16 protein-coding genes and 2 tRNA genes are annotated in these 14,301 nt (G+C 31.1%); 2 read left to right on the top strand and 16 right to left on the bottom strand.

The window, feature by feature from the left end; translation table 11 throughout:
- Positions 1-335 precede the first annotated feature (335 nt).
- The 14 genes from BUB83_RS22955 to BUB83_RS12995 all read right to left on the bottom strand — a co-directional run bounded on the left by BUB83_RS22955 (position 336) and on the right by BUB83_RS12995 (position 11,727).
- Positions 336-461 (bottom strand): DUF5110 domain-containing protein, encoded by a 126-nt coding sequence (locus tag BUB83_RS22955; RefSeq protein ID WP_200801477.1) that lies wholly within the window; start codon positions 459-461, stop codon positions 336-338.
- 147 nt (positions 462-608) lie between these two features.
- Positions 609-1,382 (bottom strand): TIM-barrel domain-containing protein, encoded by a 774-nt coding sequence (locus BUB83_RS22210; protein WP_073338912.1) that lies wholly within the window; start codon positions 1,380-1,382, stop codon positions 609-611.
- A 264-nt stretch (positions 1,383-1,646) separates the two neighbouring features.
- Complete coding sequence (locus BUB83_RS13050) at positions 1,647-2,591, bottom strand: acetyl-CoA carboxylase carboxyltransferase subunit alpha (RefSeq protein WP_073338911.1); 945 nt, start codon at positions 2,589-2,591, stop codon at positions 1,647-1,649.
- 31 nt (positions 2,592-2,622) lie between these two features.
- Entirely contained in the window at positions 2,623-3,597 is a 975-nt protein-coding gene (accD, locus tag BUB83_RS13045) for an acetyl-CoA carboxylase, carboxyltransferase subunit beta (protein WP_084133564.1), read from the bottom strand.
- A 32-nt stretch (positions 3,598-3,629) separates the two neighbouring features.
- On the bottom strand, positions 3,630-4,973 hold the full coding sequence (locus BUB83_RS13040) for an acetyl-CoA carboxylase biotin carboxylase subunit (RefSeq protein WP_073338910.1): 1,344 nt from the start codon (positions 4,971-4,973) through the stop codon (positions 3,630-3,632).
- Positions 4,974-5,040: 67 nt separating this feature from the next.
- Positions 5,041-5,469 carry a 3-hydroxyacyl-ACP dehydratase FabZ gene (fabZ, locus tag BUB83_RS13035; protein ID WP_073338909.1) on the bottom strand — a complete coding sequence of 143 codons (429 nt, stop codon included), beginning with the start codon at positions 5,467-5,469 and terminating at the stop codon, positions 5,041-5,043.
- Positions 5,470-5,507: 38 nt separating this feature from the next.
- Positions 5,508-6,005, bottom strand: a complete 498-nt coding sequence (gene accB, locus BUB83_RS13030) for an acetyl-CoA carboxylase biotin carboxyl carrier protein (RefSeq protein ID WP_073338908.1) — start codon at positions 6,003-6,005, stop codon at positions 5,508-5,510.
- 3 nt (positions 6,006-6,008) lie between these two features.
- The gene (fabF, locus tag BUB83_RS13025) at positions 6,009-7,250 is read right to left on the bottom strand and encodes a beta-ketoacyl-ACP synthase II (protein WP_073338907.1); all 1,242 of its coding nucleotides are present in this window, start codon (positions 7,248-7,250) and stop codon (positions 6,009-6,011) included.
- Between the two features lie 11 nt (positions 7,251-7,261).
- Positions 7,262-8,002: a 3-oxoacyl-[acyl-carrier-protein] reductase gene (gene fabG / locus BUB83_RS13020; protein WP_073338906.1), complete on the bottom strand. Its 741-nt coding sequence runs from the start codon at positions 8,000-8,002 to the stop codon at positions 7,262-7,264.
- Between the two features lie 33 nt (positions 8,003-8,035).
- On the bottom strand, positions 8,036-8,971 hold the full coding sequence (gene fabD, locus BUB83_RS13015) for an ACP S-malonyltransferase (protein WP_073338905.1): 936 nt from the start codon (positions 8,969-8,971) through the stop codon (positions 8,036-8,038).
- Positions 8,972-8,998: 27 nt separating this feature from the next.
- Positions 8,999-9,934: an enoyl-[acyl-carrier-protein] reductase FabK gene (gene fabK, locus BUB83_RS13010; RefSeq protein ID WP_073338904.1), complete on the bottom strand. Its 936-nt coding sequence runs from the start codon at positions 9,932-9,934 to the stop codon at positions 8,999-9,001.
- An 80-nt stretch (positions 9,935-10,014) separates the two neighbouring features.
- The gene (acpP, locus tag BUB83_RS13005; protein ID WP_073338903.1) at positions 10,015-10,248 is read right to left on the bottom strand and encodes an acyl carrier protein; all 234 of its coding nucleotides are present in this window, start codon (positions 10,246-10,248) and stop codon (positions 10,015-10,017) included.
- Between the two features lie 30 nt (positions 10,249-10,278).
- Positions 10,279-11,256 carry a beta-ketoacyl-ACP synthase III gene (locus BUB83_RS13000; RefSeq protein WP_073338902.1) on the bottom strand — a complete coding sequence of 326 codons (978 nt, stop codon included), beginning with the start codon at positions 11,254-11,256 and terminating at the stop codon, positions 10,279-10,281.
- A gap of 15 nt (positions 11,257-11,271) precedes the next feature.
- Positions 11,272-11,727 carry a MarR family winged helix-turn-helix transcriptional regulator gene (locus BUB83_RS12995; RefSeq protein WP_073338901.1) on the bottom strand — a complete coding sequence of 152 codons (456 nt, stop codon included), beginning with the start codon at positions 11,725-11,727 and terminating at the stop codon, positions 11,272-11,274.
- A gap of 240 nt (positions 11,728-11,967) precedes the next feature.
- Here BUB83_RS12995 and BUB83_RS12990 point away from each other — a divergent pair, with 240 nt between their 5' ends.
- The gene (locus BUB83_RS12990; RefSeq protein WP_073338900.1) at positions 11,968-12,972 is read left to right on the top strand and encodes a DnaD domain protein; all 1,005 of its coding nucleotides are present in this window, start codon (positions 11,968-11,970) and stop codon (positions 12,970-12,972) included.
- Positions 12,965-13,954: an ATP-binding protein gene (locus tag BUB83_RS12985; RefSeq protein WP_073338899.1), complete on the top strand. Its 990-nt coding sequence runs from the start codon at positions 12,965-12,967 to the stop codon at positions 13,952-13,954. The genes BUB83_RS12990 and BUB83_RS12985 overlap by 8 nt, the downstream gene beginning before the upstream one ends.
- 72 nt (positions 13,955-14,026) lie before the next feature.
- Here the strand turns inward: BUB83_RS12985 and BUB83_RS12980 are convergent.
- Positions 14,027-14,102 (bottom strand) — tRNA-Thr (locus BUB83_RS12980).
- Positions 14,103-14,131: 29 nt separating this feature from the next.
- Positions 14,132-14,208, bottom strand: a tRNA-Asp gene (locus tag BUB83_RS12975).
- Positions 14,209-14,301 lie beyond the last annotated feature (93 nt).

Below are 14,301 nucleotides of genomic sequence, written 5' to 3'. Positions count from 1 at the left end.
GACCAATGTACCAGATTAAAATTTTAGAGGATAGTAAGATTTTATAAATAAAGGGTCTTAGCTTATTGAAGCAAGGCAAAGATGAACGCTTTAGTTCAAAGTTATTTACTATACTCTGTTAAGTCAAAAACTGAATATTGAATATATAAAAAGGGAGTCCTGTATGAGGGCTCCTTTTGTTTCTAATCTAATTTTATTTCATAAATATTTTTACTATTGTTTTCTTCTTTCTCACCATTTATAGTTACTTGTCTTATTTCACTTTCTTGAAGATAAATTCTTATCTTATCATATGGTAGAATATATTCTCCTTTAGAAAAAGTTTCTATTTTTATTCACTTTTCATCGGAAATCATTTTAATCATTACGAAAGTAAATACATTCTTTTTATATTCATTACTAAATCCATCATCTTCATATAAATCATAGGAGCTTTCACAAACTCCTTCTTCATACCAAATACCTGAATTAAAGTCATACCATCCATTTCTTCAAAAGTTTTTGAATCTTCTTCAAAATCCTAAAAAGTTGGTCTTATCATTGGTTCATAATAATTATTTGCTCTATAAATCATATTATATATATATGGAGTTATTTTATTTCTAAATTTAATTGCACCTCTTATTAATTGGAGTCCTTTCTGGATACATCCAAGGAACATTTACTGTAGCATCATCATTCCAAGAATGAATAGTAAATCTAGGATGAAAAATACCATTTTGCACCCATCTAACAAGCAATTCTCCCTCTGGTGCTGTACCTGAAAAACCACCAACATCATGTCCTATATTATACATACCACTTAAACTTAAACCTATACCCATTTTTATATTATACTTTAAGTTGTTATAAGATGTTCTATTATCACCTGACCAAGTTTGTACATATCTTTGCATCCCTGGACATCCTGACCTTGAAATTAAATATGGTCTTATATTTGGATTAAAATCCTTTTGTGCTTCAAAAGATGCTTTCATCATTAATAAAAATTGAAGTGGTCTAATTTGGATAATGTTTATTTCTTTTCCAAAACCAAAGGCTTTAGTTTCTCCATGCCAAATTTCATATTCATTATTATCATTCCATGTAGAATCAATTCCATATTCTAATAATTTTTCAGTGACTTGCTTTTTCCACCAATTATAAGCCTCTGGGTTTGTAAAATCTATATAAGCTCCTAGTTCATCCCAAAATTGAGCTGTTTCAGTTTTTTCTCCACTTCTATCTTTTACAAACATTTTCTTTTGTTCTAATTCTTCATACATAGGATGGTCTATTAAAAGCGCTGGTTTGATATTTGCGCATAATTTTATTCCATTGTTATGAAAATCTTTTGACATTTCTTTTGGCGTTGGCACTTTATCAAGATTCCAATTAAACACATATCTTTTATCTCCTAGATGTTTTGAATGGCATTTATCCTATTAATAAAAAAATATATAGTGAATATGAGTTTTTATTAATAGAATCAACATTCTAGCCTTTATTATTTCATAAAAGCAGTAACAACTAAATAGTTAGTTTATTTTTAATCTGAAAAAGAAGGAGCTTCCAAGTTGAAGCTCCTTTTTGAAGGATATTATATATGATGCATTAAATTATATTAATGCATTAGAATTTAGCTTATACTATAATATATTATAATTTTATTCACTATATTGACCTATCCTTCTATATTTTTTATATCTTAAATCAATAGTTTCTTGAATATTGTCTTTCATATCTTTAAAAGGAACAGCTAATAAGCTGCTTTTTATAATTTCTGCTGTTTCATCTACATTTATATGTGCCCCACCTAAAGGTTCTTTTATAATTTTATCTATTATATTAAATTGTTTTAAATCTTGAGCTGTGATTTTCATTATATCTGCTGCTTCTTTTGCTTTTTTTGAGTCTTTCCATAGAATAGTAGCAAATCCTTCTGGTGTCAAAATAGAATATACTGCATGCTCTAACATCCAAATTTCATCTGCTACGGACATTGCTAAAGCTCCACCACTTCCACCTTCACCAATTACTATTGTTATTATAGGCACTTTTAAAGAAGACATTTTCATTAGATTTCGTGCTATTGCTTCTCCTTGCCCTCTTTCCTCTGCACCCATACCTGGATAAGCACCTGGAGTATCAACAAAACAAATAACAGGTCTATTAAATTTTTCTGCTTGTTCCATTAATCTAAGGGCTTTTCTATAACCCTCTGGATTTGGCATACCAAAATTTCTAAATATGTTTTCTTTCATATTTCTACCCTTTTGTTGTCCAATCACAGTTACAGCTATATCATTTAATCTCGCTATTCCTCCAACTATACAAGGGTCATCTCTATATTGCCTATCCCCATGAAATTCAATGAAATTATCAAAAATTCTTTCAATATAATCTAGAGATGTAGGTCTTTCTATCATTCTAGAAAGCGTCAACTTATCCATTGGTGAAAGAGTTTCATATACCTTGATTTCCATGGCCTGTATTTCATTTTCTAATTTTTCTATTTCTGTAGATAAATCTAATTCCTTCTCTAATGCAAATTCTTTTATTTCATTTAATCTTTTTTTTAGATTAAGAATTTCTTTTTCACATTCTAACATTAAAAAACCTCCTTATTCATCATCAAAATCACTATTGGTGTATTTCAATAATGTTAGCTAAAGTCTCTTTCATTTCACTTCTTGCCACTATTTTATCTATAAATCCATGTTCTAATAGAAATTCTGCAGTCTGAAAGCCTTTAGGAAGTTTTTGTTTTATTGTTTGTTCTATAACCCTCTTACCTGCAAACCCAATTAATGCACCTGGCTCAGATAAAATTATATCACCCAGCATTGCAAAACTTGCAGTTACTCCACCAGTGGTTGGATCAGTAAGAACAGAGATATATAATAAACCTGCCTCATTATGTTTTTCTATAGCCGCACTAGTTTTAGCCATTTGCATTAATGAAAAGATTCCTTCTTGCATCCTAGCCCCACCAGAAGCAGTAAAAACAATAACTGGTAATTTGTTTTCCGTTGCATATTCTACTGCTCGAGTTAATTTTTCACCAACTACTGATCCCATACTTCCCATCATAAAATTACTATCCATAACCCCGATAACAGTTTTTTTACCAAGTATAGTCCCATAGCCTGTAACAATAGCTTCTTCTACTTTTGAGCTAGCCTGATATTTACTTATCTTCTCTTCATAGCCTTGAAAGTTTAATGGGTTCATAGTTTTCATTTCTTTATCAAATTCAATAAATGATTCTTCATCTATTAAACAATAAATTCTTTCTCTTGCACTCATTCTATAATGTTTTCCACAGCTTAAACAAATTTTTTTATCCACATCGAAGTCTTTTTTATATAAAACTTCTCCACAATCACCGCACTTTATCCAAAGTCCATTGGGGATATTAGGCTTATTAGTATCATTTTCATCTTCTTTAATCTTGTTTTCCACATTTTCTATAGAACCCTTAGAGGAATTTTTATTTAACTTAATTTTCTTAACTTTATTAGTTTCTTCCTTTGATTTTTCATTTACATTTATATCTTCTTCTTTTGTAAGTGTAATATATTTAGTTTTTTTAAAAACTTTGTTTAATTTAAACATTTTTTCACCAACCTCTAGCGACTTGAAATATTTTAATAATTAAATTCTTTAGCTATAAAGGAAGTATCAAAATTACCTGAAACAAAATTTTCATTATCTAAAATTTCTCCAAGAAATTCAATATTTGTTTCAATGCCTTCCACTACAAATTCCTCAAGTGCTCTTGTCATTTTATTTATAGCTTCAATTCTACTATCACCATAAACAATCAATTTTGCTACCATTGAATCATATGTTGGAGGAATCTTATATCCATTATATAAAGCACTGTCTATTCTTACTCCATTTCCTCCTGGTAATAAAACCAAAGATATTTTTCCCGGAGATGGTCTAAATCCTTTGTAAGGATTTTCTGCATTTATCCTACACTCTATGGCATGACCTTTAAAAGTAACATCATTCTGACTCATATTTAATTCTTCATTAAAAGCAATCTTGATTTGTTCTTTGATAATGTCTATTCCTGTTATAAACTCTGTAACTGGATGTTCAACTTGAATTCTAGTATTCATTTCCATGAAATAAAAATCACCATTTTTATCTACCAAAAACTCTATAGTCCCTGCATTCTTATATGCTACCGCTTTTGCCGCTTTAATTGCAACTTCTCCCATTCTATTTCTAAGGTCATCAGAAATTATTGTGGAAGGTGCTTCTTCAACAACTTTTTGGTTTCTTCTTTGTACAGAACAATCTCTTTCACCTAAATGAATTACTGTTCCGTGATTATCTGCTAGAATTTGAAATTCAATATGTCTTGGATTTTCAATAAACTTCTCCATATACATAGCATCATCATTAAACGAAACCTTAGCTTCTGTCTTGGCAGTTTCATAAGCTTTTTTTAGTTCTTCTTTTTTATGAACTATTCTTATTCCTCTTCCTCCACCGCCTGCAGATGCTTTTAGTATAACTGGATATCCTATTCTATCAGCTTCTTTTTCTGTATGTTGGTAACTATCTAAAACTCCATCCACACCTGGAATTACAGGAACTTCTGCTTCTATCATTATTTGTCTAGCTCTAGCCTTATTTCCCATCTTAGACATAACTTCAGCATCCGGTCCTATAAAAGTTATATTGCATTCACTACAAACTTCAGCAAATTTGCTATTTTCAGATAAAAATCCGAATCCAGGATGAATTGCTTGTGCTCCTGTTAAAACTGTTGCACTTATTATATTTTCCATATTTAAATAACTATCTTTTGATTTTGCAGGCCCAATACATACAGCCTCATCAGCTAAATTTACATGTAATGAATCCTTATCTATTTCTGAATAAACTGCTACCGTAGCTATTCCCATTTCTCTACAAGCTCTAATAATTCTAACCGCAATTTCTCCACGATTAGCAATGAGTATTTTGTTAAACAATATTTCACCTACTCTCTCATTAATAAAAAGAATATTCTAAATCGTATTTTTTCTATGATCAATCTTACTAAGACTCTCCCACAAAGAACATAATTTCTGCTTCTACAGCTTTTTTTCCATCTACTGAGGCAATAGCTTTTCCTATCCCTGCTGGCCCTTTTATTTTAATAATTTCAACCTCTAGTTTAAGAACATCTCCTGGTACAACCTTTTTCTTAAATCTTGCTTTATTTATACCCCCGAAATATGCTATCTTACCTTTGTAATCATCTAAACTAAGTAGGGCTACAGCTCCCGCTTGTGCTAAGGCTTCTATAATTAATACTCCTGGCATAACTGGTTCTTGTGGAAAATGTCCTTGAAAAAAGTATTCATTCATTGTTACGTTTTTAAAAGCAACTACATTCTTACCCGGAACCAATTCTTCTACTTTATCTAATAGTAAAAATGGATATCTATGAGGAATTATTTCCATAATTTCTTTTATCGTTAACATCTAATTTTCCTCCCTATAGCAAAAATAATCTTATTTTTCTATATTCTTTTAACTTTAAATAGAGTTTCTCCGTATTCAACCATAGCTTCATTTTTAACTATTATATCCACTATCTCCATATCAAACTCTGCTTCAATTTCATTCATTAGTTTCATAGCTTCTATAATAGCAATAATTTCACCTTTTTTAACTTTACTTCCTACCTCAACATATGCTTCTGCATCTGGTGAGGAAGATTGATAAAAAGTTCCCACTATAGGAGAAACTACTTCTTCACACTCATCTGTATTTTCAACTGTTATCTGTGAAAGAACTGCTGTTGCTTTCGAATCATTATAATTATCTTTTACTTCAGTTTTACCATAAACAACTTTATCTTCTATGCTAATTTTAGGTTCAATACCGTTTTTTATTTCTTTAAAAACTTCTTTTTCTTTTTTCATTTTTATCTTTACATCATCACCGTCAATTTCAAGTTCCGTCAAATTAGACTCGCTCATTACTTTTATTAAATGCTCTATATTTTTATAATCCATCATCTACACCTCTGACCATTTTTTTAGAATAATAGTTGCGTTATGTCCTCCAAAACCTAGTGAATTTGATAAAGCATATTGTAATTCTGCCTTTCTTCCTTCATTAGGAACATAATCTAAATCACATTCTTCATCAGCTTCTTTATAACCCAAAGTTGCTGGTATAAAACTTTCTTCTAATGCTTTAGCACATACTATAGCTTCAACAGCTCCAGCAGCACCTAATAAATGTCCAGTCATTGACTTTGTAGAACTTACCGGTATTTTATATGCATCCTCATCAAAAACCGCTTTAATTGCAGCTGTTTCAAATTTATCATTATATGGTGTACTTGTTCCATGTGCATTAATATAAGATACATCACTTTTAGTAATACCTGCATCTTTTATAGCAATTTTCATAGCTCTAGCGCCACCTTCTCCATTTGGTGATGGAGATGTCATATGATACGCATCACAGGTTGCTCCATATCCAACTACTTCTGCATAAATTTTAGCATTCCTTTTTTTTGCATGCTCAAGAGATTCTAAAACAACAATTCCAGCTCCTTCTCCCATAACAAAACCATCTCTATCTTTGTCAAATGGAATTGATGCTCTTAAAGGGTCTTCACTATTACTTAATGCTGTTAGTGATGCAAATCCGGCTATAGATAAAGGAGTAATTGAAGCCTCCGCTCCACCAGATAATATTATATCTGCTTCTCCAAGACGAATCTTATGGAAAGCATCTCCTATAGAATGAGTTCCAGTAGCACAAGCAGTTACTATAGATGTACAAATTCCTTTTGCACCAAATTTTATAGCTATATTACCTGCAGCCATATTTCCAATTATCATAGGAATTAAGAATGGGGACACTCTATTTGGGCCTTTAGTTGTAAGTTTTTCATGCTGCTCTTCAATAGTTCCAATTCCACCTATACCTGATCCAACGATAACTCCAAATCTCTCTGTATCAATTTTCTCTAAATCAATGCCTGAATCTTTCATTGCTTCGCCAGCAGCTACCATAGCAAACTGACAAAACTTATCCATTCTTTTTGCTTCTTTTTTATCTATAAATCCATCATATTTAAAATCTTTAACTTCTGCAGCCAAAGATACTTTGTATTCTGAAGCATCAAAAGCAGTTATATTTCCAACTCCACATTTTCCTTCTTTTATGCTATTCCAAAAGCTAACTGTATCATTTCCTATAGGAGTCACTGCTCCCATTCCTGTTATTACTACTCTATTTTTCATAATTATCCTCCTTAGAATGCCATACCGCCATCTACACTGATTACTTGACCTGTAATATAATCACCCATACTAGATGCTAAAAAGTAAACTGCATCTGCTATATTTTCAGGTTTACCTAACTTTTTAAGCACTATTCCATTTTTAATAGTATCTTTTACTTTATCTGATAAAACAGAAGTCATGTCTGTATCTATAAAACCAGGAGCAATGGCATTAACTGTTATTCCTCTAGAACCTATTTCTTTAGCAGTTGACTTCGTTAACCCAATTATTCCTGCTTTTGCTGCTGAGTAATTTGCTTGACCTGCATTTCCCATTAAACCAACTACTGAAGTAATATTAATTATTTTCCCACTTCTTTGTTTCATCATCAAAGGAACTGAATGCCTTATACAATTGAAAACGCCTTTTAAATTAGTGTCAATAACACTCCCAAAGTCATCTTCACTCATTCTCATTAATAAGCCATCTTTAGTTATCCCTGCATTATTAACTAATATATCTATTGTGCCAAAAACTTCTTTAGCTTTTAAAATTAAACTTTCTGCTTCTTCAAATTTACTAATATCAGCTTTAACCGCTATAGCTTTAGATCCTATACTTTCTATTTCCTTTACTAAATCCATAGCAGCTTCCTTACTGCTTCTATAATTTATCACAACATTTGCACCTTCATTTGCTAATTTTAATGCAATTGCCTTTCCAATACCTCTTCCTGCCCCTGTTACAATGGCCGTTTTCCCATTTAACATAAGTTTCCTCCAATAATCATGTATTTTCTTACTTTAAGCTTTTAAGCCTTCTATTGTTTTATTTAGCGAATTTATATCTTCTACGTTATATATTTTAACTTTTCTATTTATTTTTTTTACAAAACCGCTTAAAGCTTTACCTGGACCTACTTCAATAAATGTGTCCACTCCATCTTCCAACATTTTATTTATTGTATCTTCCCAAAAAACTGAACTCATAACTTGTTCTTTAAGAAGATTTTTCACATCCTCTTTTTTTCCTATGTAATCTGCTGTAACATTTGTTATAACAGGTATTATAATCTCTTTTAATTGAATATTCTTTAACTCTTCAAACAATTTATCAGCTGCTGGCTTTAATAATTTTGTATGAAATGGACCACTAACCGATAATTCTATAACTCTCTTTGCGCCTAATTCTTCTGCTTTCTTACAAGCCAATTTTAAAGCATCTTTTTCTCCTGCAATAACTATTTGCCCTGGGCAATTATAATTAGCTATTGAAACAACACCTTTTTCACTGGATTCCTCACAAGCCTGAGCAATTTTATTTCTATCTAAACCCAAGATAGCAGCCATACCACCTACTCCTTGAGGAACTGCTTCTTGCATGAATTTACCTCGTTTTCTTACCAATTTAACTGCATCTTCAAATTCAATTGCATTGCTACAAACTAAGGCTGAATATTCTCCTAAACTGAGTCCTGCAACCATATCAGCTTTTATTCCCTTTTCTTCTAAAGCTTTTAAAGCTGCTATACTTACTGTTAACACAGCCGGTTGAGTGTTTTCTGTTTTATTAATATCCTCTTCACTTCCATTAAAACATATTTCACTAATCGCATATCCAAGCTCTCTATCTGCGATATTAAATATTTCTTTAGAAGCTGGAATATTCTCAAATAAATCTTTACCCATTCCAACATATTGTGCTCCCTGACCTGCAAAAATCAAACCTATCTTTCCCATAGTAACCTCCAATTGAACAATTCTACACTAAAATAATTTATTAATTCTATTTATAATTGCCTCTGCTTCTGTAAACATTTCTTCTATAATTTCTTTAGAACATTGTTCTTTACATATCATTCCTGCTATCTGTCCCGCCATAACGGATCCAAAATCTACATCTCCATCTCTTGCTGCTCTAGGTAAAGTTCCTGCTCCAAGTTTTTCTAATTCTTCTGGAGATGCACCATTCTTCTCCAATTCTTTAAATTGTCTTGTTAATCTATTTCTAATAACTCTAACAGGATGACCTGTAGACCTTCCCGTAGCAACGGTATCAATATCCTTTGCTTTTAAAACTTTTGCTTTATAATTCTCATGAACTATACATTCTTCTGCTACTAGAAATCTAGTTCCTACTTGCACTCCACTAGCTCCTAACATAAAAGCTGCTGCTACTCCTCTTCCATCACCTATTCCACCAGCACCAATAACAGGTATACTTACAGCATCAACAACTTGTGGCAATAAAGCCATAGTTGTTAATTCTCCAATATGCCCTCCTGCCTCTCCGCCTTCTGCAATAATTGCATCTGCACCTGCTTTTTCCATTCTTTTGGCTAATCCAACTGATGCCACTACAGGTATAACTGTTATACCATGTTCTTTCCACATAGGCATATATTTCCCGGGATTGCCTGCTCCTGTTGTTACAACTTTTATACCTTCTTCACATACCATTTTTGCTATTTCATCTGCATTTTCACTTAAAAGCATTATATTTACGCCAAAAGTTTTATTCGTAAGCTTTTTTGCTTTTCTTATTTCTTCTCTAATATAATCCACTGGTGCATTAGCTGCTGCAATTAAACCAATACCCCCTGCATTAGAAACTGAAGCTGCAAGAGAACTTTCTGCTATCCAAGCCATTCCACCCTGAATAATTGGATAAGTCGCTCCTAATTTTAGAAATAATTCGTTCATAATCTCCACCCCTAGAAAACAAGACTGAAGGAATCCCACAGTCTCATATTTTGTTTTATTTAGTTTTCACTAAGATTTTTTTATTGATTTAATTTACCATTAACATAAACTACTAAATCTTCAATTTTATCCATTCCTTCTAAATCTTCTGTTGGAATTTCAATTTTAAATTCTTCTTCTAACTCCATTACTATTTCAAAAATATCTAATGAATCAATTCCTAAGTCTTCACTAAATGTAGACTCTAATTTTATCTCTTCTACGTCCATATCAATCTGCTCTGCAACTACCTTTTTTAATCTTTCAAATATCATAATAATACCTCCATTTTTTTGTTTTATATTTTAATTATTTTTCCACTCTATTAATGCTGCTCCATAAGTTAGGCCTCCGCCAAAACCTACTGTTATAATTTTATCCCCATCTTGTAATAATCCTTGTTTGTTCATTTGATCTAAGGCTAATGGAATACTTGCTGCCGATGTATTACCATACTCAGCAATATTCATAAAAAACTTTTCTTTATCTATACCAAGCTTTTTAGCTGAAGATTCGATTATTTTTATATTTGCTTGATGGGGTACTATGTACTTTATTTCTTCAATACCATAATTTGACTCTTCTAACACTTTTTCTATACATTGAATAATAATTTTTACAGCAAATTTAAATACTTCTCCACCTTGCATTTTTAAATAATTATTTGATTCCTCACTGTTATTTGTGAAAATGTTCCTTAGTTGTGGTGCTGCATACTCTAAAAATTCTGCACCATCTCCATCTGAACCTGTATAAATAGATATTATTCCCTCTTCACCTCTAGTTAATACAGCTGCTCCTGCTCCATCTCCAAATAAAACACAAGTTTTTCTATCTTGCCAGTTAAGGGATTTGGATATAGTTTCTGCTCCAATTAATAATACAGTCTTACTTTGTCCTGATTTTATAAATTGTGTTGCCACGTTTAATCCATATACAAAACCAGTACAAGCTGCACTCAAATCAAAACAAGTAGCATTTTTTGCACCTATTTTTTTTTGTACTATGCAAGCTGTTGAAGGAAAAAAATAATCGGGAGTAGCTGTAGCTACAATAATTAAATCAATATCCTGCGGGTTGATTTTCGCTTCTTCTATGGCTTTAATAGAAGCTTTTATAGCCAAGTCTGAAGTATTTTCATCTATACTTATTCTTCGCTCTTTTATACCTGTTCTTCCGCTTATCCATTCATCATTTGTGTCCATAAAAGTAGCAAGAAAATCATTGCTTACTATATTACCAGGTGCATAACTACCCGTTCCTATTATCTGAACATTGTACATACTCTCATTCCTTTTTTATTTTTTTAAATTATATTTAGATTTAAAAAAGTCATTTAGTTTATACAGCGCATTTGCTAAGACTCTTTCCTCTTCTTCTGATAATCCCTCTATTGTTTCTTTTATCATATTTAAATGAAATTTATCATGAACTCTAAATGCTAACTTACCTTTTTTAGTAAGTCCAATTTTTACAATTCTTCTATCGCTATCATCCTTACTTCTTTCTACATATCCTTTTTTAACTACATTAGCAATGGCCGTGGTAAGTGTGCCAACTGTAATATTTAAATCTGCAGCCACTTCTGACATAGTTCTAGGAATATACATTCCAATAGCATCAATGGTATGTATCTCTGTTACTGATAAATCTTTTAGCATACCTTCTTTTATGGCTGATTGTTCTATTTGCAATATATCATTAAATGTTACCACTAATAATTGATTTAATACCTTATTTATAGAATCTTCCATTGCATCACTTCCCGACCAATATTGTTTTGACTTTCAAATATTTTGATAATCAAAGTATATCTTATATAATCCTAAGTGTCAATAATTTTAAACTATGTTCAAACAATATTAATATTTCTGTTTTTTATAATAAATATGCCCAAATTGAGAATTATTATTTATTCTGATATAATTGAATAACATGGCAATATTATATTTATAAGCAAAATACATATTTTAAAATTAGAAAGGTGATGTAGCATGAACACTTTCATGTTAAAAAATAAAATTAACCAATATACTTCTGTAAGTAATGTTTTTATTGATAAATATATGATCTCTGCTCCAGGCGAATATGTAAAAGTCTATTTGCTAGGTCTTCGTCATTGCTTGTCTGGCGAAATTGGTATCAGTGCCTCCGAAATGTCCACTTTACTTAATCTACTTGAATCTGATATTTTAAAAGCTTGGACCTATTGGAATACTGAAGGGGTTGTAGATTTCAAAGGGTTAGCTACCCCTGGAAATTATGCCATTGAATTTTTAGATTTATATAATATTTCTCAAAATGATCAGGTTGATTTAACCAATGCTAGTATTAATATATTACAGGAATTAAGTAATACCTCAATTCAAGATATGATGCAAGATATAGAAAAACTTTTAGGAAGAACTTTATCTAATAAGGAAATACACATGTATCTAAATTGGCAAAAAGAATACTCCTTTTCTCCTGAAATGATTTTACTATTAATTCAATATTGCACATCTAAGGGTAAAAGCGATTATCGTTATATTGAAACAGTAGCTATTGCTTGGCATGATGCAAAAATTAAAGATATTGATGAAGCTCAAAGCTTTATAAAAAAAAGAGAGGATGTTTGGATCAAAATTAGAAAGATTCTAAAATACTTAGGATTTAATTCATCTGAGGTTATGAAACCACAGGAGGATATGCTTATCAAATGGCTTAATACATACAATTTTCCATTAGATGTTATTTATAAAGCTTGCGATATTTGTTTTGAAAGACTAAATAAAGCTGAATTTAAGTATATTGATGGTATTCTTAATAGTTGGTATAAAGAAAATATACGTACTATTGAAGATGTAGATATGAAAGATAGACAAAAACCAAAGTACGTTCCAAACAAAAATAAATATTCTTCAAATAGCAAACCAGATACATTTAGTAATAGAAAACAACGTTCATACGATTTAGATAAGATTGAAAAAACTTTATTAGGATGGGATGAAAATGATTAAAGGATACCAAACCCAAATTTTAGATATATACGAAAAAATTCGTAGTAAAAATTCTGAAGAATTAAGAAGTAGAAAAAAAGAACTAGCGGAAAAATTACCTGAAGTATTAGATATACAAAGAGAAATAGGAAAACTATGTGTAAAAATAACCTTAAGTGTTATTAATAATATTGAGAATAGAGATTCTTATTTAGATGAAATAAAAGAATCAATAACAGACTTAAAAATTAAAAAATCAGAACTTCTTGTAGAAAATGGATACCCTATTGATTACTTAGAAGAAAAATTCGAATGTAACAAATGCAATGATACAGGATTTATTGGAACTAAAAAATGTCAGTGTTATAAGAAAAAATTAGTTACTCTTTATTATAAAAACTCTGACCTTAATAATGTTTTGCTTAGAGAAAATTTTAATACATTTAATTATTCTGTTTTTTCAAATAGAAAAGTTAATGACAAACCCCTTACTCCAAGGAAAAACATGGAGGATATCTCTGCAAAAGCTTTATACTATATTGAAACTTTTAATTCTAAAAGTGATAATTTGTTCTTCTATGGGGAACCTGGTACTGGTAAAACCTTTTTAACTCATTGTATTGCAAAAGAACTGTTAAACAAAGGTTTCTTTGTATTATATAGAACAGCTGAAAATTTGTTTAAAGATCTTAGAGAAATTCGTTTTAACAATACTCCTAATCTAGAAAATTTAATTTTAAATTGTGATCTTCTTATTATTGATGATTTAGGTACAGAACAAATGAGTAATTTTTCTATTACAGAGCTCTTTAATCTTTTAAATACTAAGCTACTAACAAATAAAAAAATGTTGGTTAATACAAACTTCTCTTTAGATGAATTAATGTCTACTTACACTGACAGAATAACTTCTAGACTATTAGGTAATTTTACTTTATTCAATTTCTATAATGATGATGATATTAGAGTTAAAATAAACTTAAATAAAATGAAAAATCAGTAGCCTTAGGCTACTGATTTTTCATATTTTCTGATTTATATAAAACAACAAAAAAAAAGAGCATAACTCTTTTTTTGGTGCTGGCACCAGGACTTGAACCCGGAACCTACTGATTACAAGTCAGTTGCTCTACCAGTTGAGCCATGCCAGCTTGTATACTATTTTATTGTTAATTAAAATTGGCGACCCAGAAGGGACTCGAACCCTCGACCTCCGGCGTGACAGGCCGGCACTCTAACCAACTGAGCCACTGGGCCACATTTAACTTAGGTATTTCATGGTGGGCACAACAGGGCTCGAACCTGTGACCCCCTGCTTGTAAGGCAGGTGCTCTCCCAGCTGAGCTATGC

It is taken from the genome of Clostridium grantii DSM 8605 (assembly GCF_900129965.1).
GTDB lineage: Bacteria > Bacillota > Clostridia > Clostridiales > Clostridiaceae > Clostridium_AF > Clostridium_AF grantii.
This window is presented reverse-complemented; position numbering and strand designations above follow the sequence as displayed.

Bases quoted from the DNA above. Each gene is read 5' to 3' on its own strand.
- BUB83_RS12985 (WP_073338899.1), top strand. From the start codon at position 12,965: ATGATTAAAGGATACCAAACCCAAATTTTAGATATATACGAAAAAATT.
- fabF (WP_073338907.1), bottom strand. From the start codon at position 7,250: ATGAAAAATAGAGTAGTAATAACAGGAATGGGAGCAGTGACTCCTATA.
- fabG (WP_073338906.1), bottom strand. From the start codon at position 8,002: ATGTTAAATGGGAAAACGGCCATTGTAACAGGGGCAGGAAGAGGTATT.
- fabK (WP_073338904.1), bottom strand. From the start codon at position 9,934: ATGAACGAATTATTTCTAAAATTAGGAGCGACTTATCCAATTATTCAG.
- BUB83_RS12995 (WP_073338901.1), bottom strand. From the start codon at position 11,727: ATGGAAGATTCTATAAATAAGGTATTAAATCAATTATTAGTGGTAACA.
- accB (WP_073338908.1), bottom strand. From the start codon at position 6,005: ATGGATTATAAAAATATAGAGCATTTAATAAAAGTAATGAGCGAGTCT.
- BUB83_RS12990 (WP_073338900.1), top strand. From the start codon at position 11,968: ATGAACACTTTCATGTTAAAAAATAAAATTAACCAATATACTTCTGTA.
- accD (WP_084133564.1), bottom strand. From the start codon at position 3,597: ATGTTTAAATTAAACAAAGTTTTTAAAAAAACTAAATATATTACACTT.
- fabD (WP_073338905.1), bottom strand. From the start codon at position 8,971: ATGGGAAAGATAGGTTTGATTTTTGCAGGTCAGGGAGCACAATATGTT.
- fabZ (WP_073338909.1), bottom strand. From the start codon at position 5,469: ATGTTAACGATAAAAGAAATTATGGAAATAATTCCTCATAGATATCCA.
- BUB83_RS13050 (WP_073338911.1), bottom strand. From the start codon at position 2,591: ATGTTAGAATGTGAAAAAGAAATTCTTAATCTAAAAAAAAGATTAAAT.
- acpP (WP_073338903.1), bottom strand. From the start codon at position 10,248: ATGATATTTGAAAGATTAAAAAAGGTAGTTGCAGAGCAGATTGATATG.
- BUB83_RS13000 (WP_073338902.1), bottom strand. From the start codon at position 11,256: ATGTACAATGTTCAGATAATAGGAACGGGTAGTTATGCACCTGGTAAT.